Source organism: Streptomyces nitrosporeus (assembly GCF_008704555.1).
Lineage (GTDB): Bacteria > Actinomycetota > Actinomycetes > Streptomycetales > Streptomycetaceae > Streptomyces > Streptomyces nitrosporeus.
Map to the genome: position 1 here is coordinate 2,458,598 of NZ_CP023702.1, position 17,354 is coordinate 2,475,951.

The 17,354-nt window shown below is 71.3% G+C and carries 19 protein-coding genes; 6 read left to right on the forward strand and 13 right to left on the reverse strand.

What is annotated here, in order from left to right:
* Positions 1-57: 57 nt before the first annotated feature.
* Positions 58-453 (forward strand): superoxide dismutase, Ni, encoded by a 396-nt coding sequence (gene sodN / locus CP967_RS10600; protein WP_150487741.1) that lies wholly within the window; start codon positions 58-60, stop codon positions 451-453.
* Between the two features lie 120 nt (positions 454-573).
* Here the strand turns inward: sodN and CP967_RS10605 are convergent, their stop codons facing one another.
* The 4 genes from CP967_RS10605 to CP967_RS10620 all read right to left on the reverse strand — a co-directional run bounded on the left by CP967_RS10605 (position 574) and on the right by CP967_RS10620 (position 3,621).
* Positions 574-1,119, reverse strand: coding sequence for an HAD domain-containing protein (locus CP967_RS10605; RefSeq protein ID WP_150487742.1), 546 nt, complete (start codon positions 1,117-1,119; stop codon positions 574-576).
* Positions 1,120-1,150: 31 nt separating this feature from the next.
* On the reverse strand, positions 1,151-1,882 hold the full coding sequence (locus tag CP967_RS10610) for a class I SAM-dependent methyltransferase (protein WP_150487743.1): 732 nt from the start codon (positions 1,880-1,882) through the stop codon (positions 1,151-1,153).
* 1 nt (position 1,883) lies between these two features.
* On the reverse strand, positions 1,884-2,795 hold the full coding sequence (locus CP967_RS10615) for a phosphotransferase family protein (protein ID WP_150487745.1): 912 nt from the start codon (positions 2,793-2,795) through the stop codon (positions 1,884-1,886).
* A 76-nt stretch (positions 2,796-2,871) separates the two neighbouring features.
* Entirely contained in the window at positions 2,872-3,621 is a 750-nt protein-coding gene (locus CP967_RS10620) for a hypothetical protein (RefSeq protein WP_150487746.1), read from the reverse strand.
* Between the two features lie 223 nt (positions 3,622-3,844).
* Between CP967_RS10620 and CP967_RS10625 the strand changes: the two genes are divergently transcribed.
* Both CP967_RS10625 and CP967_RS10630 read left to right on the forward strand, forming a co-directional pair.
* Complete coding sequence (locus tag CP967_RS10625; protein WP_150487747.1) at positions 3,845-5,200, forward strand: NsdA family TPR-like regulatory protein; 1,356 nt, start codon at positions 3,845-3,847, stop codon at positions 5,198-5,200.
* 1 nt (position 5,201) lies between these two features.
* Positions 5,202-5,735 (forward strand): NUDIX domain-containing protein, encoded by a 534-nt coding sequence (locus CP967_RS10630; protein WP_150487748.1) that lies wholly within the window; start codon positions 5,202-5,204, stop codon positions 5,733-5,735.
* A gap of 19 nt (positions 5,736-5,754) precedes the next feature.
* Here CP967_RS10630 and CP967_RS10635 read toward each other — a convergent pair whose 3' ends face one another.
* Positions 5,755-7,461, reverse strand: a complete 1,707-nt coding sequence (locus tag CP967_RS10635; RefSeq protein WP_167535361.1) for a serine/threonine-protein kinase — start codon at positions 7,459-7,461, stop codon at positions 5,755-5,757.
* Between the two features lie 524 nt (positions 7,462-7,985).
* Entirely contained in the window at positions 7,986-8,438 is a 453-nt protein-coding gene (locus tag CP967_RS10640; RefSeq protein WP_150487750.1) for a VOC family protein, read from the reverse strand.
* Between the two features lie 21 nt (positions 8,439-8,459).
* On the opposite strand from CP967_RS10640, the gene CP967_RS10645 reads away from it, so the two are divergent.
* Positions 8,460-9,068: a CGNR zinc finger domain-containing protein gene (locus tag CP967_RS10645; protein ID WP_150487751.1), complete on the forward strand. Its 609-nt coding sequence runs from the start codon at positions 8,460-8,462 to the stop codon at positions 9,066-9,068.
* A 30-nt stretch (positions 9,069-9,098) separates the two neighbouring features.
* Here CP967_RS10645 and CP967_RS10650 read toward each other — a convergent pair whose 3' ends face one another.
* The gene (locus tag CP967_RS10650) at positions 9,099-10,052 is read right to left on the reverse strand and encodes a LysR family transcriptional regulator (protein ID WP_150487752.1); all 954 of its coding nucleotides are present in this window, start codon (positions 10,050-10,052) and stop codon (positions 9,099-9,101) included.
* A 302-nt stretch (positions 10,053-10,354) separates the two neighbouring features.
* Here CP967_RS10650 and snpA point away from each other — a divergent pair, with 302 nt between their 5' ends.
* A complete protein-coding gene (gene snpA / locus CP967_RS10655; RefSeq protein ID WP_190174973.1) occupies positions 10,355-11,029 on the forward strand; it encodes a snapalysin in 675 nt (224 codons plus the stop codon).
* A gap of 76 nt (positions 11,030-11,105) precedes the next feature.
* Here snpA and CP967_RS10660 read toward each other — a convergent pair whose 3' ends face one another.
* The 6 genes from CP967_RS10660 to CP967_RS10685 all read right to left on the reverse strand — a co-directional run bounded on the left by CP967_RS10660 (position 11,106) and on the right by CP967_RS10685 (position 16,719).
* Positions 11,106-11,462: a GntR family transcriptional regulator gene (locus CP967_RS10660; RefSeq protein ID WP_150487753.1), complete on the reverse strand. Its 357-nt coding sequence runs from the start codon at positions 11,460-11,462 to the stop codon at positions 11,106-11,108.
* A gap of 2 nt (positions 11,463-11,464) precedes the next feature.
* A complete protein-coding gene (locus tag CP967_RS10665) occupies positions 11,465-12,442 on the reverse strand; it encodes a DUF1648 domain-containing protein (RefSeq protein ID WP_150487754.1) in 978 nt (325 codons plus the stop codon).
* A gap of 142 nt (positions 12,443-12,584) precedes the next feature.
* Positions 12,585-13,253 (reverse strand): DUF6304 family protein, encoded by a 669-nt coding sequence (locus CP967_RS10670; protein WP_150487755.1) that lies wholly within the window; start codon positions 13,251-13,253, stop codon positions 12,585-12,587.
* A gap of 102 nt (positions 13,254-13,355) precedes the next feature.
* A complete protein-coding gene (locus CP967_RS10675; protein WP_150487756.1) occupies positions 13,356-13,952 on the reverse strand; it encodes a GNAT family N-acetyltransferase in 597 nt (198 codons plus the stop codon).
* Between the two features lie 192 nt (positions 13,953-14,144).
* Entirely contained in the window at positions 14,145-15,188 is a 1,044-nt protein-coding gene (locus CP967_RS10680) for a family 2 encapsulin nanocompartment cargo protein polyprenyl transferase (protein WP_150491788.1), read from the reverse strand.
* A 127-nt stretch (positions 15,189-15,315) separates the two neighbouring features.
* Complete coding sequence (locus CP967_RS10685; RefSeq protein ID WP_150487757.1) at positions 15,316-16,719, reverse strand: family 2B encapsulin nanocompartment shell protein; 1,404 nt, start codon at positions 16,717-16,719, stop codon at positions 15,316-15,318.
* 175 nt (positions 16,720-16,894) lie between these two features.
* On the opposite strand from CP967_RS10685, the gene CP967_RS10690 reads away from it, so the two are divergent.
* Positions 16,895-17,344, forward strand: coding sequence for an RrF2 family transcriptional regulator (locus CP967_RS10690; protein WP_150487758.1), 450 nt, complete (start codon positions 16,895-16,897; stop codon positions 17,342-17,344).
* Positions 17,345-17,354: the final 10 nt, after the last annotated feature.

The following is a 17,354-nucleotide window of genomic DNA, read 5'->3' on the forward strand; positions in this document are numbered from 1 at the left end:
ACTCCCTCACGGAGTAATGTCCCACCTGAGAAGACGATCACGAGGAAGGACAGCTCCATGCTCTCCCGCCTGTTTGCCCCCAAGGTGAAGGTCAGCGCCCACTGCGACCTGCCCTGCGGCGTTTACGACCCGGCCCAGGCCCGCATCGAGGCGGAGTCCGTCAAGGCCGTCCAGGAGAAGTACCAGGCCAACGAGGACGCGGACTTCCGCACGCGCGCCGTCCTGATCAAGGAACAGCGTGCCGAGCTCGCGAAGCACCACGTCTCCGTGCTCTGGAGCGACTACTTCAAGCCCCCGCACTTCGAGAAGTACCCCGAGCTGCACCAGCTGGTCAACGACACCCTGAAGGCGCTCTCCGCGGCCAAGGGCTCGAACGACCCGGCCACGGGCCAGAAGGCTCTGGACCTGATCGCCCAGATCGACAAGATCTTCTGGGAGACCAAGCAGGCCTGATCTTTCATCCCTGTTCCGAAGGGGTACGACCGCTCACCGGTCGTACCCCTTCGGGCGTTCCGGGAGACGGAACGGGAGAGCGGCCGAAGCCCCGGGCAGCGGGTCGGCGGTATTCATGCCTCAGTCGGCACGGGCGGCGGGCAGCTGCGAGGCCCATGCCGTGAGCTCGGTCAGGTGCCCGGGCCGCAGCCCGAGGCGCGGGTCGGGCTGAACGAGGAGGGTCGGCGTTCCCTCGGCGGTGCGTTCCGCTGCCCAGGCGTGGTCGAGGCCGGTGAAGTCGTCGTCGATCCAGACGGCGGGGGCGTCTGCCAGCCAGGCGTCGACGTGGTCGCGCTTCCACAGGTAGCCGTTGGGGTGGCTGGTGGTGATCCGGGAGCGCGGCAGGTCGACGTGCGGCAGGGACGGAAGGCCGAGGATCGGCCCGATGAGGGTGGTGGCGTCCTGGCGCCAACTGGTGCACCAGACAGGGGTGACCAGGCCGGTGCGGATCACGTCCATGAGCATGGGGCCGTGGTCGGGGTTGAGCCAGACGGTGACCGGGTTGTCGGCGCTGCGGCCGGCGGGCACGACCTCATGGCGGACATGGGTGGCCGGGATCGAACCGCCCGTACCAGGAAAGGGGATGAGGACTCCGTCGATGTCGAGGAGCAGGTAGGTCGGACGCATCGGTCCTCCATAGGCCGGATGAGCGCGGCTGTCAGAGCCTGCGGGCGTGGATCAGCAGGGTGGCGGGCCAGTGGCCCACGCGAGGGTCGTGGAACTCCTGCGCCGAGGTGAGCCAGAAGCCCGCCTGGCTGAGGTGCTTCTCCCAGCGGTCGGTGCCGAACTCCCAGCGGGCGATGGGGAGCCGGGTGCGGTCGGGGAGGGTGACGTGGTCGCGGCGGGGACGGTCGTCGCCCGCGGGGCTTCGGCCACCACGCTGCGGGTGCGGGACGGAGAAGACGAGCACCCGGCCGGGCGAGAGGCGTTGGGCGATGGCCGACAGCAGGAGTCCAGGGGCGACCAGGCCGACGGCACCGAAGACGGAGTAGATCGCGTCGAACTGCTCGTCGGAGGCGTGCAGGTAGTGCAAGGCGTGGCCGACGACGAAGGTGAGGTTGTTCAGCCGTCCGTAGTGGGAGCGGGCGCGGTGGACCTGGAGGCCGACCAGGTCGAGGCCAGTGACGTGGGCGCCGGTTGGGGCGTCCCCTGCCCGAGTGAAGCCGAGAGCTTGGGGAAGGGTGGCGAGGTGGGCGGCGTTGTGGCCAGGGCCGCAGCCGAGTTCCAGGAGTCGCTTGCCGTGAAGGTCGGGTCCGAGGATCTCGGCTCCGGGCCCTTGGCCGGGTCTCGTGGTCCATTGCATCCGGGCGGGTACGGAGAGGGGTTCGGTGAGTCCGGCTGTGGTGCGCTGGAGGGCGTGGGCGTGCCAGGGGGATGCCTGGGCGAGCACGTCAGATCTCCAGGAGGTGGAGGACGTCGGTGAGGTGGCGGCGGACGACCTTGATGTAGCCGGGGTCGGTGGCCGGGTCGTTGATCCAGCGAACCGCCTGCTCCATGAACCACTCGACGGCCCACATGCGGTGCCAGCCCAGGGCCCAGTTCTCGGCGGTGAGCCCGCCGCGCGGGGTGAGGGCGTCGGGGGTGCCGCCGGCGGTGACGTACTGCTCCAGGAAGACGCGCAGGCGCACGGGGTGCGGCGGGTCGATGGTGCCGTGCCAGCTGGCGAGGTCGAACAGGCCGGGGCCGGTGAAGGCACGGGCGAAGTCGAGCAGCCGCCAGCCGCGCTCGCCGATGTGGAGACTGGTGGGGTGGAACTCGGAGTGCACCCAACCGAACGGTGCCAGCGTCGCTCCGGTCGAGCGGGCCTCGGCGGCCTGGGCGATACGGCCGAGCGCGTCCGCGATGTCGTCGGCGTCCTGCCACCGGTCAGCTTTGCGCAGCCGTTCGAGATGCTCCAGCGCCAGGGCCGGCAGCGTCCGCAGCCGCTCCTGGTCGAGGACGGGCAAGGGCGGAGCCGTACGGGTGCCGTGCAGGATCACGGCCGCGGCGACGCCGTCGAGGTCGTCGGCCCCGCGGACGGACGGTCCGAGGTCCTCCATGAGCATGCCGAGCCATCCGTCCACGACGGCGGAGGCGTGGACCTGGGGGACGGGTACGCCGAGGGTGCGGGCCAGGCGGAGGGCCTGGTCCTCGCTGTCGAAGGGCTTCTTGGCGTACTTGAAGACGGCCGTGGTGCCGTCGGGGAAGGCCACGCGCTCGACGCCGGACATGGACCACACGCGCACCTCCTCCCGTACGGCGGTGGTCCGGCCGGTCGCGGTGAGCAGGTTGTCGAGGAGTTCGGCGCTGGGGTTCGTGGTCACAGGAGGGCTCCGGGTAGATGGTGGCGTCCGGGGCGGGCGAAGGATGCCGGCCCGCCCCGGAGCCTGATCGGTGGAGTTACGCGGCGGGGTTCACACGGTGGGCGTAGACCTGCTCGATCCAGCCCGCCTTGAACGCGGCGAGGTCGTCGCGGAAGTTCGCCATCGAGGCACCGTAGGGCGCGACGACGCCGCCGGACTGGTCCGGCACGGACTGGCAGCCGTGCACGAGCCGGCCGCCGAGGGCGGCGTGGGCCTTGATGGACTCGATCCGGCGGTGCTCGTTGAACCAGCCGCCGTGGTAGACCTCGTCGAGCATCCCGCCCGTCTCGTCGTCCAGGTCGAAGACGACGGAGGTGGCGGCGGGGAAGAACCAGCACGGGCCGACGTTGGAGATGTGCCCGTCCAACTCGACCTTGTTGAGCGCCATGAGCGTGGCCGCCTCGTGGAGCATCCGCAGGTGCTCGGCGGTGATCTGCGGCAGACCTAGGCCAGCCAGGTGCTCCTCGCGGAAGAGGTGGGCGTACACCTCGTAAGCGGTGCTCAGGACGCGGGCCGCGTCGGAGGTGGACTCGCTGTGCTGCTTGATGAAGTCGAGCGCGAGCTGCTCGACCGCACTCTCGGTCGTCTCGTCTGCACCCAGGAGCTGGGCCTTGACCAGCTCCCAGTCGGCGACGAGCCACGTGTTCGACTCGAAGCGGAAGAAGTACTCGGCCGGGTCGATCGTGATGCGCCGGCCGTCGACCTGGATACCGGGCAGGCGGTTCCAGCGCGGGTCGAACGCTTCGGGCAGTTCGACCGTGATGGCCGTGGTGTCGATGGTGGTCACCGTGTCTCCGTCTCTGTTCGGCCGGGTTCGGGCACAGGAATGCCCGAGCCTGATGTGGGCGTACGGAACTTCGGGGTGCCGCCCGGACCAAGGGGGAGCCTGGATCACGGTCACGCCGTTCTGGGCGGCTGCTGATAAGTGAACCGGTGGTCACGCTCAGTGGGTACGGTGGAAGGCAGTTGAAGCGGTATACGCGGTTTACAGCTCCGGTGGGGAGGTGGTCGTGGTGGGGCAGAGAGATCCCAACTCCCTTCTGCGGGATGCCATAAGCGCGGCAGGATGCACCTACGAGGCGCTCGCGAGGGACGTGCGTCACGTGGCCGCCGAGAACGGCGAGATGCTCCAGACCAACAAGTCGGCCGTCTCGCACTGGGTGAACGGCAGCCGAGCCCCGTCAGGGCAGGTGGGTCAGTACCTGGCCGAGGTGCTGACCCGCCGAGCAGGACGCACGATCACCCGGACCGAAATCGGTCTGCATGCCGGGGAAGCCGAAGAACCGGCGGAGGCCGATCCCGTCCTCGCTGTCACCGACCTGGGCCGCGCCGACGTCGAACGCCGCCGCTTCCTCGCCATCGCAGCCTTCACCACCGCCGGCGTCGCCATGCCGCTCAGCCACGACCACGAAGCCACCGCCCGCATGCTCCGCGCCCGCACCGGCACGTCCCTCGTCGGCGCGGAGGACGTGGACGTCGTACGCCAGATCACCACCGCCTTCAGCGCCGCCGACGAACGCCTCGGCGGCGGGCACGGCCTGACCACCGTCTGCGCCTACCTCGCCGACACAGCCGCCCCCATGCTGCGCGGACGCTTCCCCAGCGAAATCTTACGTCGGGCCGCCTTCGGAGCCGTCGCCGAACTCGCCTACCTGGCGGAGTGGAAGCACCACGACCTCGATCAGGAAGGCGCCGCCCAGCGCTACTACCAGGTCGGCTACCAGCTCGCCTGCGAAGCCGACCCCCAAGGCCACGCCGCCTGGATGATGCGTGCCCTCGCCCACCAAGCGCTGAGCCTCAAGCAGCCCCATCACTGCGTCGATCTCGTCGAAGGCGCCCTACGCCTGGGCCTCGGCCACGTCGACGGCCAGACGGAAGCTCTCCTCCACATCACACATGCCCGCGCCTACGCGGCCACAGAGGAGAGCGCATCAGCCGCACGCGCCCTGCTCGCCGCCGAGGATGCCCTCCTACGCGACGACGGCCCCCAGCCCAGCTACTCCCGCGTGAGCGGCCCCGCCGCCGGCACCGTGGCCAGCCACACCGCCCGCACCCTGACCGACCTCGCCGACCACATCGGCACCGAGCAGCAGCACCGCGACGCCCTCACCCGCTGGGACCCCGTGAAGTACAAGCGCGTCCACGCTCTCACCCACGCCGACCTCGGCGACAGTCTCGCCGCCCAGGTTCGCGCCGACGAAGCCGTCGCCGCCTGGACCCAGGCCCTGAGCCTCATGGAGGGCATGACCTCCGACCGGACGCGCAAGGCCATCTCCTCGATCCGCTCCACCCTCGCGGTCTACCAGCACCGGCGAGTCCCCGGCGTGGCCGATCTCGCCCGCCGAGCCCGCGAAGCCCTCGCCTAACATGCCCAACAACCGCCCCGACGAAGGGAACCCCGTGGCCCAGCAGACCGACGACCAGTCGAAGGCGTTGAAGCCGGCGCTCGAATCGATGACCCTGCTGGTCGCCGCCGTCATCGTCCACGACAAGGTCACCAACCGCGTCGTTCTCCTCCAGCGCAGCGAAAGCGCCAAGTTCGCCCAGGGAATGTGGGACCTCCCCGTCGGCAAGAGCGAACCGGGCGAACCCATCACGGAGACCGCGGTCCGCGAGCTCTACGAGGAGACGGGCCTCACGGTGAAGTCCGAGTCCCTCAAGGTCGCCCACATCATCCACGGCGCATGGGGCGTGGAGGCCCCCAACGGCTTCCTCACGGTCGTCTTCGCCGCCCACGAATGGACCGGCGAACCCGAAAACCGCGAACCCCGCAAGCACTCCCAGGTCCGGTGGGTCGACGTCAACTCCATCCCCGAAGAATTCGTGGAGACCACCGACAGCGCCCTCGACCGCTACCTCGGAGGCGGGCCGCAGGTCTCGCTGAACGGCTGGGCTAGCTAACCAGAGCCCGAAAAAGGACTTACCCACGCTGGATGCCCTCGGTGTTCCAGAGGAGGCCGCGCTTCCCGTCCTGTGTCTGGGCGATCAGCGCGGTCGCATTGCCTCCCTCATACGGCCCTACGGCCAGGTACCAGGTGCCAGGTGCCAGGCAGGCAACTACGCTTGGCGACAAATCCTCGGCGACCAGCTGCCGCTCCGTGGGTACTGCAAACCAGAATGGGACGAACGACTGGTCATGGTCGGGCCCCGTCTGCGCTCGCGAGGCAGCGCCCCTGACACTTGGCTGGAGCCGTCCGTCCGCCGCATCTCTCATCCGCCCGACGTCAAGGTCGATATGGGACGCGGCTCGTCCCTGCACCTGTCCGCTCCGTGCCCACAAAGCTGCCTCGACATCAGGCAGTTCCTTTCGGAGTCTGCCCTTTCCAGCTGCCACGAGAGCCTCGTCGGCGTCGCGATCGCGTGACGCGTAGCGCAGAAGGGTAATGAGGTACGCGAGGGCAGCGGGCCGCTGGAGTCGGCCCGCGTATCGCATCAGGTTGTCCGCCAGGAACGGGTACTTGCCGTACCGCAAGGAGTGCGCCACTTCTACGAGCTCTGCCGGAGGCCAGTCACGTCCGACACGTTTCAGCGCAGCATGGACATCGTCCCTCTCCCCCGCCTCCCATCGGGCAGTGAGGGCTGGCACCAACCGCACAAGCGGCAGCCCTCCAAGGGTGCGCGCATCGAGGACAGGTTCATCGCCCTCGGCCCTTGAGGCGACTTGGGCTGGCACGTCCGGGGCAGTCCGTTCCCGAGGCTGCGGCGGGACCGCGGCCCCTGCCCCAGGGACAGCCGTGACCGTGGGCAGCGCCGCGAGGGACACCGCCGAGGAGGCAGGCGTCGGAGGCGAGTCTGAGGCACTCCGCGGCCTCTGCTGCCGAGCGATCTCCGCGAGGCCCACTCGCGCTTGCTCGGCGGTGAGTCGCGCCTCAGGCTCGCGGGCGAGCAGTCCAGCCAGAACAGGAGCCAGTTCACCTGCTCGCTCGGTCTCCTCCGGATCCTCGTGACAGATCGCGTACATGACCGCTTCCTCGATCTCTCCTGTGAAGGGACGTCGTCCCTCGACAAGCTCGTACAGGATCACCCCGAGAGACCAGAGGTCTGCCGGGGCCTCACCCCGGTGCCCGCGCAGGCGCTCGGGAGCCATGTAGCTCACCGATCCCGGCCCTGCGCCGGTCCTCGTCAGCTGTGTGGCGCCCTTGACGAGGGCGATCCCGAAGTCGACGACCACCACACGCGCACCAGCCACGAGGATGTTGGCGGGTTTAAGATCCCGGTGCACGACCTCCTTGTCGTGCACCTCGGTCAACGCGTCCACGATCGCGAGCCCTATCCCGACGGTCTCTGGGACCGACAGCGGCCCCTCGTTTCGCAGCAGTTGCTGCAGCGAGGAGCCCGCAACGTATTCCATGACCATGACAGGTGGCTCGAGGTCTTTGAGGACGTCGTGGACGACGACGATCCCGGCGTGGCGGAGGTTAGCTAGCACCTCAGCCTCGCGGATGAAGCGTCTCCGCTGGAGAGCCCGGCTCGCTTCGCTATCGTCGACGTACACGACGCTCTTGAGGGCGACATCGCGCCCGAGCGTCTCATCACGGGCCAGCCAGACCCTGCCCATGCCACCTTTTCCGATGGCTCTGACGAAGCGATATCGCCCACCGACCAGCTCGTCCTGCTCCCCAGGCATGGTCAGCATCCTAGCCCCGAACGAGATGGAAGCCCGCCTGAACCGAAGCCGCCACCAGTAGCTCCAGCAGGCATCGCAGATCGTCGGCGCTCTCGCCCACGCAGCGCCTCAGCTCCAAGTGCTGAGGCGCCGACACCTCACAGCCAGAGCGAAGCAGTCCGCACACAGTCCGCAGGACGCCCGCTCAGGACCGTCGCACCCCATCGCCAGCCAACAGCAAAAGGCCAGGTCAGCGCCCCACAGGGAAAATCCCCGCAGGTCACCGACCCGGCCCCTTACTAGGAGACCAAGCATGCCTGGCCTCCGGCCGGACCATGCGCCCCGCGATCCAGCGGGCCGCGCCGTCCGCCCACCCGCGCCCGGCCCCCGGGCCGCCGGACACGGCGGTCGCGGCGGCCGGGCGCGGTCGTCTTCGCCCCTCCGGTTCCGGTGGTACCGCGCTTGCGCGGCGGGCCGGTGCGGCAGGGGCGTTCCGTTGTCGCCCGCGGACTGCCGCCCCGCAGGCGGGACTTCCGGGGCGCGCCCTACGCCGCGCAGAACTCGTTGCCCTCCGGGTCCCGCATGACCCACCAGTGGCCGGCCGGGCCCTTGTCCACCTCCCGTACCCGGGTCGCCCCCAGGCCCTCCAGCCTCGCCACCAGCGCGTCGAGGCCGCCGGGTTCGCTGTGGACGTCGATGTGCAGGCGGTTCTTGCCCGTCTTGGCCTCGGGTACGTCCTGGAAGAGGAGCCGCCGCCCGCGGCCGACGCCGCTGGTCTCGTCGAAGGGGTCCTCGGGGTGGCGGATCGCGGCGTAGCCGCGGAAGGTCCTGCGGCCGCGGTGCTCGGTGACCGCTTCCTCGCCGATGTGTCCGGCGGCCAGCAGTTGCCCGATGAGGGCGTCGGGGTCCTCCACCTCGTACTCCAGGGCCGCGGCCCAGAAGTCCGCGAGGGCGGGGGCGTTCGCGCTGTCGATGACCAGCTTCCAACTCAACGTCATGTAACCAGTTATATTGGTTACATGAACTCCGCCGCAACTACCGGGCTGACGCTGTACTCCCGTACCGGTGCCGCCTACCGGTTCGACCCCGGCGCGCTGTGCCTGGAGCTGCTGACCACCGGCGGCCCCGGCCCCTACAGCCGGTACGAGGTCCTGCGCGAGCCCGCCGACCTGGCCGCCTGGGCGGACCGGTCGCGGCTGACCCCGACGCCCGTGCTGGAGATCTCGGCGGACGAGGTGGCCGCGGCGCGCGGGCTGCGTGACGCGTTGTTCGGGGTGGTTCTCGCCCGTACGCACGGTGAGCCGTACCCGGCCGGTGACCTGGAGGCCGTCAACGAGGCGGCCGCCCGTCCGGCCCTGGCACCCGCCGTCACGGCGGAGGGGGAGCGGCGGTGGACCGGGCCCCTCACCGGCGCCCGCCTGGCGTCCACCGTCGCCCGCGATGCCGTCGAGCTCCTGACCGGCCCTTTCGCGCACCGCATACGCACCTGCGCCTCCGAGAACTGCCACCTCGTCTACGTCGACACCTCGCGCCCCGGACGCCGTCGCTGGTGCTCCATGGAGCACTGCGGCAACCTCCACAAGGTCAGGGCGCTGCGTTCCCGCCAGACCGGGGCCGAGGGAGGCTGACCGCCCCGCCCGCGGGGCCGGCCCGGCCCGTCAGACCGCCCGTGCCAGCGGGCTGTGGTGTCTCAGCAGCCACTGGTGGTAGGCGGCCGCCCGCTGGGCCGCCTCGCGGTAGGCCGCCTCCAGCTCCTCGTAGGCCGCGTCCATGCCGGTGTCCGGGTGTGCCACCAGCAGGAGCCGTACCGCGAGCGGGTCGCCGCGCAGGGGGCGGATCGCCATGTCGTCGCGGGGGCCGGAGGTGGGCTGGCAGGGGGCGACCGCCTCGCCGAGGACGACGAGTGACGCCGCCGTGAGGTAGTCGCCGTGCAGGACCGGCGGGTCCAGGCCGGCCGCGCCCAGTACCCGGCGGACCCCGTCCCACTCGCCGTCGACCGAGGGGTCGACCATCCAGCGGTCCCCGGCCAGGTCGTCCAGGTCCACCACGGGCTGCGCGGCCGCGGGGTGGTCACGCGCGAGGGAGATGAACTGCGGCTCGCGCTCCACGAGTACGCGTTGTACAAGCCCTTCCGGTACGTCCAGGGGGCACCCCTCGACCTCGTGCACGAACGCGATGTCGAGCCGGCCCCCGGCCACCGCGTGCAGCAGCGCGGTGGCGGAGACATCGACCCTGAGGGAGATGTCGGTACCGGGCAGCCGTACCCGCAGGCGGCGCAGCCAGCCGCCGATGACCCGGCTCGCGGTGGAGCCGATGCGCAGCCGGGGGCCGTCCGCGCGGGCCGCCTCGGCTTCGGCGAGTGCGGCGCCGACCAGCGAGGACATGCCCTCGACGAGGGGGCGGGCCCGGCTGAGCACGGTGCGTCCGAGCAGGGTCGGCCGGCAGCCCGTACGTCCGCGGCTGAACAGCTCCGCTCCCAGGGCCCTCTCGATCCGCTGGAGTTGGGTGGTCAGCGCGGGCTGGCTGACGCCCAGCCGCCGTGCCGCCTGGTGCAGGCTGCCCGCGTCGGCGATGGCGCAGAGCGCCCTGAGGTGACGCACCTCGAGCTCCATGCCGATGAGCGTAGGGCCGTTCGTACGCCCGGCGCCAGATGCCCCTCCCGCCCGCGCCCCGCGCACAACGCGCTTCGAGCCAGGGGCGGTTGGCCCTCCGCTTCACCCCGGGGGGGGCGCCGGACCGGCCACACGGGTGCGGGCCCGCGCCGACCGTGGCCGGGGGCCGGTGATAGGGCCGCGCTATCGCCTGCTGACATCATCCGCGGCGGCCCGGGCGGGCCCACACTCTCTGCGTACCTCCACCCCCCACCGTCCGTTCACCGGACGGTGATCCACCGGACAGGCAGGAGAAACCCCCCATGGGACACCCCCGAACCGCCCTGGTGTCGGCCGTCGCCGGACTCGGACTCGCCGCGACGCTCGGCATCTCACCCGCGGTCGCCGCCACCGCGGCCCCGTCGGCGCCCGCCGCGTCCTCGGCCACCGCCGAGGCGGGTTACGCCGCGTACGCCGGATCGAGCGAGAACGCCGCCGCGAACCGGGCGTTCTTCGAGGCCGTGGTGAAGTCGGTCGCCGAGAAGCGCGCCGCCAACCCCGGCGCCCAGGTGGTCACCGTGGTCTACAGCGCGGCGAACGCCCCCAGTTTCCGCAGCCAGATAGCGGCCAGTACCAGCATCTGGAACAGCTCGGTCAGCAACGTGAAGCTCCAGGAGGGCTCGAACGCGGACTTCGCCTACTACGAGGGCAACGACTCCCGTGGCTCCTACGCCAGCACCAACGGCCACGGCAGCGGTTACATCTTCCTGGACTACGCCCAGAACCGGCAGTACAACTCCACCCGGGTCACCGCGCACGAGACGGGCCACGTCCTCGGGCTGCCCGACCACTACAGCGGCCCGTGCAGCGAGCTGATGTCGGGCGGCGGCCCCGGCACGTCCTGCACCAACGCCTACCCGAACGCGGCCGAGCGCTCCCGGGTCAACACCCTCTGGCAGTACGGCTTCGCGGCGGCCGTGGCCCGCGCCGCCTCCTGACCGGAACCAGGCACCCCGGCGCACGGGGCCGCTCCGCGACGTCGCGGAGCGGCCCCGTGCCCATATCGCCTACCGCTCAGGCGTTCAGCTCGGTACGGACCAGGGCCAGCAGATCGTTCTCCGCCATGCCCAGCTCCCTGGCCTGGGCGACGGCCGTACGGACCGAGTCCAGCAGCTGTGCCCGGAGGGGGGAGGCCCCCGCGGTGACCACCGCGCCCCGGCCTCTGCGCAGTTCGATCAGTCCTTCCTCGCGCAGCCGCTGGTAGCCGCGCAGCACGGTGTGGACGTTGACCCCCAGGGAGTCCGCGAGCGCGCGGGCCGCCGGCAGGCGCTCGCCGGCCGCCACCGAGCCGTCGGCCACGGCGCGGCGGGCACAGGCGGCGATCTGGTCGCCGAGCGGTACCGCGGACGAGGGATCGACCCGGAAGAGCACGGTCAGCTCTCCCCTCGGTCGCGGCCGGCCAGGGTGTTCAGCAGCGCGGCCCCGGTGGCGGAGTCGTCGATCGTGACGGTGAACTCCCGGCCGCCCTTCAGCCTGGCCACGATGGCCTCACCGGACCGGAGGATGACGCCCGAGCCCCCGGGCCGGATGCGGTATCCCCACCCTCCGTACTCGCCGAGGGCCTTGACCTCGCGGCTCGTGGCGCCCTCGACCCGCTCCAGCGGTATGCGTACCCGGGGCCAGGGGAGCAGTCCCGAGACGGTGAGTCCACGCCGGTCCACCGTGACGTTCGGGCGGCTGAAGGTCACGAGGAACGCGCCCACCACGACCAGGGGCAGCCCCGCCGCCGGTCCCGCCTCCACCGTCACGGCGACCCCGCCGGCCGCGAGCGCGACGGCACCCAGCGCCGGCCACCAGGAGGTGGTGCCCCGGACCCAGCCCGCGACCTCGCCCTCGGCCAGCGCGATACGGGCCCCGCGCCCGGCCCCCTCGTGTCCCTCCGGGCCGTCCGGCGGGGCGGGCAGCAGCCGGTTCGCCAGCAGTCCCAGCGCGGCGGCGGCGACCGCCGTGCCGGCGGCGGCGGCCATCTGCCAGGGGGAGAGGGCGGCGGCCGGTCCGCCGTCGGCCGTGTCGACGTTGGCCAGCAGGGTGGCGGCCGTCAGATAGCCGGTGAAACCGGCCACGGCGTATCCGCTGACGAGGAAGCCGTCGTACGCCCGGCCCCCGCGGAAGGTGTCACGGGCGGCCAGGAAGGACCACACGGCGCCGAGCAGGACCGGCAGTGCCACCGTGACGAGGAGGAACACCGTCCGGCCGGTGTGCCCGTCGGCCTTCCCGGAGAACGAGAAGTGACTGGCGACCCGGCCGGGGAGCCGGTCGCCGACCGCGACGACAAGGGCGAGGTCGGTGAGGACGACGAGGACGAACGGCAGGGCGCCGAGAGCCGCGTACACGAGTTTCCGATGGTTCATGCATACCTCCGTTGTTCGCATGCTAGTAGAACAATGCGAACAAGACAACGAACCTTCCGCCGGCACACGAAGACGCCCCGCCACCGGTGTTCCGGTGACGGGGCGTCAGGGGCCAGGAGCCGGCTTCCCGGGCCCTCGCGCTTCAGGCCGGTTCGGGCAGGAAGGCGCCCAGCTGCCGGGGATCGCTGTCGGCCGTCGGGCGGGGGTCGAACTCCCGGCAGCTCCATATCTCCTGGACCAGTCCGGTGCGCCGCTCCCACAGGGCCGCGAGGTCGGTGTCCTCGGCCGCGTCCCGGTAGGCGTCCTTCGCGTCACGGAAGCAGCCGAGCCCTCCGGAGATCCGCCGGGCCGGCGCCGGCAAGTAGCCGGACAGGGCGCAGGCCGCGCATATCTGCAGATGCATGTCCGGGGGCAGGATGCGCCGGATCGTGGCCAGGGCCGAGGCGAAGTCGCCCTCCGCCCTGTTGGATTCATACACCGCTCCGTCCAGGTGGAGGGCGAGGTACAGGTCCGGGTCGGCGCGGCGCAGCGACAGCAGGCAGCTGAGCGTGGCCTGCCGGACCGTGCCGGCCACCAGGACCGGCAGCGGCAGGTCCCACTCCAGTACGCAGTCCCCGAGGACCCCGTCCGCCAGGTCGAACAGTCCCGCTTCGGGCGGCGGTCCGGCCACCGGGCCGAGGCTGTCGAAGCTCTCCCCCTCGAAGTCCGTCCCCCGGACCCGGACGCGGAGCTGCCGTCCGTCTGTGGTGAGGATGACGGCCTCGGAACCGTGACGGTCCCGGTACCAGCCTGCCCACGACTCATCTGTCATGAGCAGGGACTGTAGCCGCTTCCCCCGCCCCGCCCCCTGCCGCCCTCCCCTCCCGTCGGCCGCCCCGGGCCCGTACGGCGAAACGCCTGGTAGGAGCGGTAGTCAGACACCGCGGGGTTCACGCCACATGGGCCACATCGAAGGTCCGCCGGGAAGCTCCACCGTCCGGCCCGTGAAGGCGAAGCCGAGACGTTCGTAGAGCCCGCGGCTGCGCTCGCTGCTCGCCTCCAGATAGGCGGGGACGCCCTCCCGGTCGCAGCGTTCCAGGACTCCGGCGATCAGCGCCTCCCCGATGCCTTCGCCCTGGCACCCGGGAAGGACGCCGATCATCAGCAGGTACTCATGGGCACGGTCGTGCGGGTGGACGGCACCGGTCAGCCTGCCCACCAGTTCGGCCCGCTCGTTGTCGGGGTCGGCGGTCTCCCGCATCAGCGCGGGCGTGGTGTCCTCCCCCTCGGGCTCACCCGCCGGCACCGGAAGCCAGAGGGCGGCGGCCGTGCCGTCCTCCAGCAGGTCGACCCGCCCCTCGGCCAGCGCGACGTCGGCGAAGACACCGAGGAACCTGCCGTGCACCGCCTTCCGGTGCGTCTCCTCGGGAAACACCCAGCTGCTCACCGGGTCGTGGTGGAACGCCTCCTCCAGGATCGCCACGATCCGGTCCCTGTCCCGCCCGTCCGCCTGCCGTATCCGTACGCCCATGACCGGCCCCGCCCCTCAGTACCCTCGTGATGATCTCAACTGGCATACGAGATCCTAGGGTTGGCGACGGAAGCCGGTCATCGGCGCCGCCCTGCGGGAGGGGGGGCATCTGTTCCCGGTGCGCACCGGGAACAGATGCCCCACTCCCTCAGCGCGTCCTCGGTGCGCCTTCAGCCGGTGTCCGGCCGGCCTTCAGTGCGTCCTGCGCGTCACGAACTCCGCCAGGGCCAGCAGCTCCTCGGCGGTGGCCGGATCGGGCACGGCGCGGGAGAGGTGGTGCACGGCCCGCGCCATCCGGTCGGCCGCGCACTCCTGTGCCCAGTCCCGGCCGCCGGCCCGCTCGATCACCTCCGCCGCCCGGCCGACCTCGCCGGGCGTGTTCATGGGGCCCCCGTAGAGCGCGGCCAGTTCACCGGCGGCCGGTGTACCCGAGGTGAGCGCGGCCACCACCGGCAGGGATTTCTTGTGGGCGGCGAGGTCCGCGCCGACCGGTTTGCCGGTGCGGCCGGTGTCCCCCCAGATGCCGATCAGGTCGTCGATGAACTGGAAGGCCAGACCGGACTCCCGGCCGAAACCGTCCATGCTCCTGACCGTCCCCCCGTCGGCCCCGGCGTACAGGGCGCCGAGAGCGCAGGCGCAGCCGAGCAGGGCGCCCGTCTTGGCGGTGGCCATCGCGAGGCACTCGTCGAGGGTGACGTCGCGGGGTTCGCGCTCCTCCAGCGCGCAGTCGGCCTGCTGCCCGGCGCACAGTTCGATCACGCAGGCGGAGAGCCGGGCCGCCGCCTCCATGGCCGCGGGGTGCGGGTCCTCCGCCAGCAGCCGCTGCGCGAGGGCGAGCAGGGCGTCACCCGCGATGACCGCGTCGGGCACTCCGAACAGGGCCCATGCCGTGGGCCGGTGCCTCCGGGTGGTGTCCTCGTCGATGACGTCGTCGTGGAGCAGAGTGAAGTTGTGGACGAGCTCCACCGCCACGGCCGCCCGCATCGCCGACTCCGCGTCACCGCCCAGCGCCCGGGCGGCGGCGAGGACGAGCGCGGGTCTGATGGCCTTGCCGGACGGCCCCGCGGTGGGTGTGCCGTCCGCGTCCTGCCAGCCGAAGTGGTAGAGGGCGACCCTGCGGATCGCTCCGGGCAGCGTCTCCACCGCCGCTCTGAGGTGCGGGCCGACGGCATCGCGGGTGCGCTCCAGGAGCGCCGCCGCCTCGTGCCCTTCCGTCGCGGTGCCCGTACTGGTCATGGACACGGTCAGTCCTTCCTGGCGCCTCACGGGCGCCGTGGTCGCGGCCGGACGCGGCCTGCGCCGCACACGGCCCCGGGGCGGGCGGGGCGGGCACCGCCCTGGTCCACCCCGGGGCCGCCGGGGGTCAACGCCAGCGGCTCACCTCGACGTTCTCCAGTACGCCGAGGGCGTCCGGCACCAGGATCGCGGCGGAGTAGTAGGCGGTCACCAGGTAGGAGATGATCGCCTGCTCGTCGATGCCCATGAAGCGGACCGACAGGCTCGGCTCGATCTCGTCCGGGATGCCGCTCTGCTGGAGCCCGATGACCCCCTGGTCCGCCTCCCCGGTCCTCATGCAGATGATCGAGGACGTGCGGGCCTCGGACACCGGGATCTTGCTGCACGGGAAGATCGGTACGCCGCGCCAGGCGGGCACGTGATGGCCGCCGACGTCCACGCTCTCCGGCACCAGCCCGCGCTTGCTGCACTCCCGCCCGAAGGCGGCGATGGCGCGCGGGTGGGCGAGGAACAGCTTGGAGCCGCGCCGGCGGGAGAGGAGCTCGTCCATGTCGTCGGGACCGGGAACCCCGTCGTGCGGCTGGATCCTCTGCCCGTAGTCGCAGTTGTTGAGCAGTCCGAACTCGCGGTTGTTGATGATCTCGTGTTCCTGGCGCTCGCGCAGCGCCTCGACCGTGAGCCGCAACTGCTGCTCGGTCTGGTTCATCGGCTGGTTGTAGAGGTCGGCGACCCGGCTGTGCACCTTCAGCACGGTCTGCGCGACGCTCAGTTCGTACTCCCGGGGCGCCGCCTCGTAGTCGACGAACGTGTGCGGGATGACGCTCTCCCCCACGTGCCCGGCCGACAGGTCGATCGCCGCCTCGCCGTAGTGGTTGGTCCGCTGCTGCGGGATGTTCAGCAGTCCGGCGAGATGGGTGCGGAGCGAATCCGCGCGTTCGGCGAGGTTGAGCACGTCCGCACGGCTGAGGGTCAGCAAGGTGCAGGCGGTGACGGCGCGCGTGGTGTACTCCCACGAGGCGTCCCCGTCGATCAGGGCGCGGTCACCGAAATAGGCACCGTCGGCGAGGACCCCGAGCACCGTCTCGTCGCCGTAGAGGCCGGTGCCGGTCTTCTCCACCTTGCCGTGTGCCAGCAGGTAGACGCGGTCCGCCGCGTCCCCCGCCGTCGCGAGCACCTCGCCGGCGGCCACATCGCGCTGTTCGCACCTGCGGGCCAGCTCGGCGAGCACCTCCTCGTCCTCGAAGTCCCGCAGAGCGGGAAGTTCGCCGAGCTCCGCGGGGATGACGGCGACCCGGTCGCCGGTCTGGACGAAGGTCACCCGCCCGTCCCCGACCGAATAGCTCAGCCGCCGGTTCACCCGGTAGGTCCCGCCCTGTACCTGCACCCACGGCAGCATGCGCAGCAGCCACCGGGAGGTGATCTCCTGCATCTGCGGGGCGGACTTGGTCGTCGTCGCGAGGTTCCGCGCGGCCGCCGTGCCGAGACTCTGCTGCGGCGGCTGCGTGTTGCGAACCTCTTCACCAACGGACATCCGACATCCTCTCAATCATGGGCTGACCTGCGTGAAGAAGCCTTTCAGCAGGGGGTGCCACGCGCTATTACACAAAAGAGTGCGATTAATCAGCTTCGAACTGGGCAGGCTGCCGGCGTCGCTGTCCGCGCGCCTTAAGTTGCATAGGAGATGCAAGTTATCTACTGTGACCCCCATGCGGCTGACCAGATTCACCGACGTGGCGCTCCGGGTGCTCATGCGCCTGGCCGTCACCACGGAGAGCGGGGACCTGCCGACCACCCGGGAGGTGGCGGCCACCATGCAGGTGCCGTACACCCACGCGGCCAAGGTCGTCGCCCGCCTCCAGCACCTCGGCCTGGTCGACGCACGCCGCGGCCGCGGCGGGGGCCTGGCCCTCACGTCCGCCGGCCGGTCCGCCTCCATCGGCGGCCTGGTGCGCGAACTGGAAGGACCGGGAGAGGTCGTCGACTGCGAAGGCAGCTCCCCCTGCCCCCTGCGCTCAGCCTGCCGCCTCCGCTCCGCCCTGCGCCTGGCCGAGGACGCCTTCTACGCCACCCTCGACCCGCTCACGGTCGGGGACCTCACCTCCTCCCCCACCGGCCCGGTCCTCGTCGGCATCAGCAGCGGCCCCGCACCCGGCTGATCCGCCCCGG